Annotated in this window: 8 protein-coding genes; 5 read left to right on the forward strand and 3 right to left on the reverse strand. The window is 43.7% G+C overall.

The window, feature by feature from the left end; translation table 11 throughout:
• The first annotated feature begins 146 nt into the window (after positions 1-146).
• The 4 genes from tnpA to MICAI_RS04865 all read left to right on the forward strand — a co-directional run bounded on the left by tnpA (position 147) and on the right by MICAI_RS04865 (position 2,284).
• The gene (tnpA, locus tag MICAI_RS27745) at positions 147-392 is read left to right on the forward strand and encodes an IS200/IS605 family transposase (protein ID WP_157221723.1); all 246 of its coding nucleotides are present in this window, start codon (positions 147-149) and stop codon (positions 390-392) included.
• Between the two features lie 212 nt (positions 393-604).
• Entirely contained in the window at positions 605-880 is a 276-nt protein-coding gene (locus MICAI_RS04855; protein WP_081504654.1) for a hypothetical protein, read from the forward strand.
• A gap of 9 nt (positions 881-889) precedes the next feature.
• Complete coding sequence (locus tag MICAI_RS04860) at positions 890-1,411, forward strand: type II toxin-antitoxin system VapC family toxin (protein WP_008198612.1); 522 nt, start codon at positions 890-892, stop codon at positions 1,409-1,411.
• A gap of 270 nt (positions 1,412-1,681) precedes the next feature.
• Positions 1,682-2,284 carry a heme-binding protein gene (locus MICAI_RS04865; protein WP_008198615.1) on the forward strand — a complete coding sequence of 201 codons (603 nt, stop codon included), beginning with the start codon at positions 1,682-1,684 and terminating at the stop codon, positions 2,282-2,284.
• Positions 2,285-2,286: 2 nt separating this feature from the next.
• Here MICAI_RS04865 and MICAI_RS04870 read toward each other — a convergent pair whose 3' ends face one another.
• A complete protein-coding gene (locus MICAI_RS04870; protein WP_008198617.1) occupies positions 2,287-2,760 on the reverse strand; it encodes a DUF29 domain-containing protein in 474 nt (157 codons plus the stop codon).
• A 213-nt stretch (positions 2,761-2,973) separates the two neighbouring features.
• On the opposite strand from MICAI_RS04870, the gene MICAI_RS04875 reads away from it, so the two are divergent.
• Positions 2,974-4,182: an RNA-guided endonuclease InsQ/TnpB family protein gene (locus MICAI_RS04875; RefSeq protein ID WP_008198619.1), complete on the forward strand. Its 1,209-nt coding sequence runs from the start codon at positions 2,974-2,976 to the stop codon at positions 4,180-4,182.
• An 11-nt stretch (positions 4,183-4,193) separates the two neighbouring features.
• Here MICAI_RS04875 and MICAI_RS04880 read toward each other — a convergent pair whose 3' ends face one another.
• Entirely contained in the window at positions 4,194-4,457 is a 264-nt protein-coding gene (locus MICAI_RS04880) for a hypothetical protein (protein ID WP_008198621.1), read from the reverse strand.
• 65 nt (positions 4,458-4,522) lie between these two features.
• Positions 4,523-4,936: hypothetical protein (locus MICAI_RS04885; protein ID WP_039899614.1), on the reverse strand; the 414-nt coding region annotated here is incomplete at its 5' end.

Genomic DNA, 4,936 nt, shown 5'->3' on the forward strand with positions numbered 1-4,936 from the left:
TTAATACTCGGCGGTATCGCAACCGATCGCAAAACAGTTAATTTTGGATATTTCCCAAAATTGTTTAAGTTCCCTTCGGTTATATTCCTCTCTAGAACCCAACCTATAATTCTCCTCAAATTACACTATTTAAACCGATTAAAGGTGTGTTCCTAGAGTTAGACCATGTTCACATTCTTTTAACTTACCCGCCTCATAAACTGTTAAGTGGATTAATAGCCAACTTAAAGTCAACCTCTTGCAAACTTATGTGGGACAACTACCCTGACCATTTGAAAAAGATATATGGTCAAGACAAGCGAGTATTATGGACGGGGGCGTATTTTGTGGCTAGTTGTGGTGGTGTCACAATAGACCAAATTAAAAAATATGCCGAATCAGGATTCCCCTGAATATTAGTTGTGCTTCGTGCTACTGAGCCTTTACATTGAGCCTTTACATTGAGCTTGTCGAAATGTGTCGAAGTGCTGTTTTATATTGGTCGGTTTTTCATCTCCGAGGTGAAACCGAGGGTTCCTTCAAGCCGACATTTTGAGGTAAAATGTTCGTGGATGTCGAATTATTTTAGGGGTTTTAAGAGCTACAGGAGAAATATAGCGGTATAATGAAGATAAAAGAATTCAAGATAATTGCCATGGAATTAGTGACGCTTGATCGAAGTAGATGTATTCAAATTCCTGAAACTTTGCTGGAACAACTAGGCATTGAATATGATAGTCAATTTCAGGTAGAAGTTCAAGATGGTAAGCTAGTCTTAAATCCAATTAAGGAAGAGCCAAAGGTTTATTACGAGAATGATGTTTTGGTTGTTGGCAGCCAATTGCTAGTTAATCCTGAAGCTTTTATCGAGGAGCTTAGACAAGAAAGAATGAATGAATGATCTAATGTTGTGATTAAAGTTTTATTCGATACGTCGGTTTTGGTTGCATCTATTTTAGTCAACCATGAACAGCACTCAGCTTGTATTTCTTGGTTAATCAGAGTTAAACGAGGCGAAATTCAGGGTTATATTGGAACTCATACTCTTGCAGAACTCTACGCAATTTTATCGGCTTTTCCCGCAAAACCTCGTCTATCTCCTCAATTGGTACAACAATTAATTAAAGAAAATTTAGATTCCTTTGAGATTATTTCCTTAACAAGCGATGATTATAAAGCTGTAATTAATCTTATGGTAACTTTAAATTTAAGAGGAGGAGCGATTTATGATGCTTTAATTGCTTATGGTTCATTAAAAGCGGAAGTCGATCATTTATTAACTTTGAATCTCAAGCATTTTATCCGTTTTGGCGGGAGAATAGAGAAAATTTGGCTCTTCTGGTTTCTGTGTGGAAACGAGGTCTATACTGATGGTTTCTTCGTCAAAATAGCCCTAAAAGTCTTGCCCTATAAGCATTTCACAATTCCATAAGCAAAAATTATCACACAAAGTCGAGAAGAGCCAAAATTTCTATGGAACCGCGATAACCTAACTAGCATATTATAGCGGTAAGCTCTTGAGTGAGATACAGACCAAGCTTTGCCTAGCATGGTTTATAGCTCGTGATACTGTACCTCATACGACTGCACACCGCTATAAACATCGCCTTCAAAGTCTCTCTACTCGCGCTTAGAAATCAGTTGAGCGGTCAACGGAAGTCAACTCGTCCCACAATAGAGAGGTCATCGCGCCCGATTCTCCATGAAACTACCTTACCTATTGATACCGCTCGGCTTCATCGCCCTAACCGCTCTAGTGATCGGGGTCTATCAAGCTTCTAGCACTCCCCTACCCGCAGGATTTCCGACCCCGACCCCGAACGGACGGATCGAGGTGAAGAACTATCCCGCCTATCGCGCCGCTACTTACCGCTATCGGGGTCAACTTTCCGAGGCGGCGAACCGGTCGTTTTATCCCCTGTACCAACACATCAGTTCCAACGATATCTCGATGACCGCACCCGTTGAAACCCGTTACCCCGCAGACACGGGAGCGACATCGGGAGAGGCCGAAGTTTCCTTTCTCTACCGCGACACCGACACTTACCCGAAAGAGGTGGCCGATAATATTCGGATTGAGGATGTACCACCCATGACGGTGGTGAGCTTGGGATTACAGGGAGGTTACGATTTTGACAGTTACCAACAGGGATTGACCCGACTGAACGAATGGCTGGCAGAACATCCGAGCTACCGGGCGATCGGTTCCCCCCGTCGCTTTTTCTATGATGGTCCCTACGTTCCCGATCCCCTGAAACGGAGTGAAATTCAAATACCCGTCGAGGCGGTATCGTCGAATCGTTGAACTTAGGGCCAATCCTGACTGGTATCGCAGAGGAAATGGTCGGTTATGATGTCCTCGAAGGTGAAAAGACAGTGAGAGGGAAAAGTCCGTATCGGTAAGTCCGTGTCTCGCAAAGCCAAATCGACTCCGGCCTCGAAAGCATCGGATAAAGCCGTCGGTATCCGGGATTTTAAACTAGGATTGCCCTGTAGATGCCGTCTGATCGCTCGTCTCTGTTCTCTAATCGTCAAAAACCAACTACGAGAACGTTTATCTGGCTGATATTCCCATTTGAGAAGATGTCCTACCAAAACGGTTAGACGGCTCACCAGTTCTCGATATTCTTGTTTACCCAAGGAAATGATTTCCTCCCGCAAGTTTTGCCAGTCCAGAGCTTCTACCTGTCGGGTGGCCAGAGCTTTCGCTTGTAGCTCTGTCCACCCGTAGAAGTCGGATTCATACAGGGCATTCGCTTGATCTGACTTATTGGAACTCATATCTGACCATATTTGTACTGGAACTGGATAATACGTTGATTAACATTTTGATTTTGACAAAATGGCTATTTGGCGGGGAATGTCCCCACCAATAAAGTTTACCGAAATTTTGGGTTAAAGCCCCGTCCTTTTAGGACGGCTTTTTAAACTATATCTTGTTAACTTAACTTTTATTGTGCTATACTGATTTTGTCTAAGTCCCCCCTGCGTAAAATGTTTGTCTTAGAGTTTAAAGTTAAAGCTAAAACTCAACAGTATCAAGCCATAGACGATGCTATTCGTACTGCTCAATTCATCCGTAACAAATGTGTAAGGTTATGGATGGATACAAAAGGTACGGGTAAGAACGATTTATACCGATATTCTAAAGAATTAGCTCAGGACTTTAAATTTGCCGATGAACTTAATTCAACTGCTAGACAGGCAAGTGCTGAACGTGCTTGGAGTTCAATTAGTCGTTTTTACGACAACTGTAAACGTAAAGTATCAGGCAAAAAGGGGTATCCTCAATTTAAAAAATCTCGCTCTGTTGAATACAAACAATCAGGATGGAAGCTTCTTAGCCCTAAAACTGTTAAGTTCACTGACAAGAAAAACATTGGTGTTCTTAAGTTGGTAGGAACTTGGGATTTAGGTTACTTTCAAGAATCCGATATTAAACGGGTTAGGTTGATTCGGAGAGCGGACGGTTATTATTGTCAATTTGTCCTTTCTTGTGACGTTAAAGAAGATGTTAAACCATCAGGTAAGTGTATTGGCTTAGATGTAGGTTTGGCTTCTTTCTATACAGATAACAATGGCAACAAGGTTGATAATCCTCAATTCTTGAGAAAGTCCGAGAAACGATTAAAACGACTTCAAAGGCGATTATCTAAAAAGAAAAAGGGAAGTAAAAATCGTCAAAAAGCTAGACAAAGATTAGCTAAAGCTCACCTTAAAGTAAATAGGCAACGTCAAGACTTTGCTGTAAAATTAGCAAGGTGCGTAGTTCACTCTAGCGATGTGATAGCCTACGAGGATTTAAGAGTTAAGAACTTAGTCAAGAATCATTGTCTAGCTAAATCGATAAATGATGCGGCCTGGTATCAGTTTCGGGAATGGATAGAGTATTTTGGGGTTAAATTCGGCAAGATAACGATTGCTGTCTCACCGAATTATACAAGCCAAAACTGTTCAAACTGTGGTGAAACTGTCAAAAAATCTTTATCGACTAGAACCCATCAGTGCAAATGTGGATGTGTTTTGGATAGGGATGAAAACGCCGCAATCAACATCCTTAAAAGGGGACTAAGTACGGCAGGGCGTGTCGGAACCTTTGGGTTCGATCCAATAAACGCTTGGGGAGAGAATACCTCTACTTTTTCAGAAGCAATTCTGTCTAAGCAAGTAATCTCTGTGAACCAAGAATCCCCGTCTCTTTAGAGCGGGGAGTGTCAACAACTGCCACAGCAGTGACGATACTCGTCATAGATTTCGTGCTGTAGTTCGAGGGCGGCGATTTCCTTCTCTTCTTGCCGTTGCCGAATGGTGCTATCGATGGCGGCCTTCATGATAGCGTTATCGCCGTGAGCGAGTCTGAGGGTATAGAGTTCGACTGGGGATAGAGGAAAGAGGGTTCGTGTTAGCAAGGTGAGGTCGAGGGTGGGAAGCTGGGGGAATTGCCCGGAGAGGTGGGCTAATAGGGTTTTTTCTGTCATCGTTGTGTTCCGAATGATTTACACCCGATGGCGTTAGCCTTTTCTCCCGTCTTTTTTTTTCTTTTTTATTTCCGGCATCGGTTGTCTTCGCGGATATCCCATGAACCATCGACACGGAATAAAAATAGACAGCGTTTGGCGGTCGTTCCCTGGGCGGTCAGTGTCAGTCGCCCTAACTGTCCCCAAGAACCGCCCAGACCGCCCCTCGTGTCTGCCCAACTAACCCGGTAGATCGTGCCGTTGTTTCCGGCTGGTCCCTTCACCCTTCGCAGGGTCGAGTTAGCCATATCGATGCCGACCCCCGCCGTCAAAGACTGCCATCCAGTGACCGCCTCGCAATCGTCGCCGGGTATCTTGGCCACCTCGATCCGTCCGTCGTCTTTCATGCAGAGGGCGGTGGGGGTGGTTCCACTTCCCATAGCATCGAAGCGGGTAAACTTCCAATGTTGGGAAAGTTCAAAGGTGGCCATATCTAAGCG

The organism is Microcystis sp. T1-4 (genome assembly GCF_000297435.1).
Classification (GTDB): domain Bacteria; phylum Cyanobacteriota; class Cyanobacteriia; order Cyanobacteriales; family Microcystaceae; genus Microcystis.

Bases quoted from the DNA above. Each gene is read 5' to 3' on its own strand.
- MICAI_RS04855 (WP_081504654.1), top strand. From the start codon at position 605: ATGAAGATAAAAGAATTCAAGATAATTGCCATGGAATTAGTGACGCTT.
- MICAI_RS04865 (WP_008198615.1), top strand. From the start codon at position 1,682: ATGAAACTACCTTACCTATTGATACCGCTCGGCTTCATCGCCCTAACC.
- MICAI_RS04870 (WP_008198617.1), bottom strand. From the start codon at position 2,760: ATGAGTTCCAATAAGTCAGATCAAGCGAATGCCCTGTATGAATCCGAC.
- MICAI_RS04875 (WP_008198619.1), top strand. From the start codon at position 2,974: ATGTTTGTCTTAGAGTTTAAAGTTAAAGCTAAAACTCAACAGTATCAA.
- MICAI_RS04880 (WP_008198621.1), bottom strand. From the start codon at position 4,457: ATGACAGAAAAAACCCTATTAGCCCACCTCTCCGGGCAATTCCCCCAG.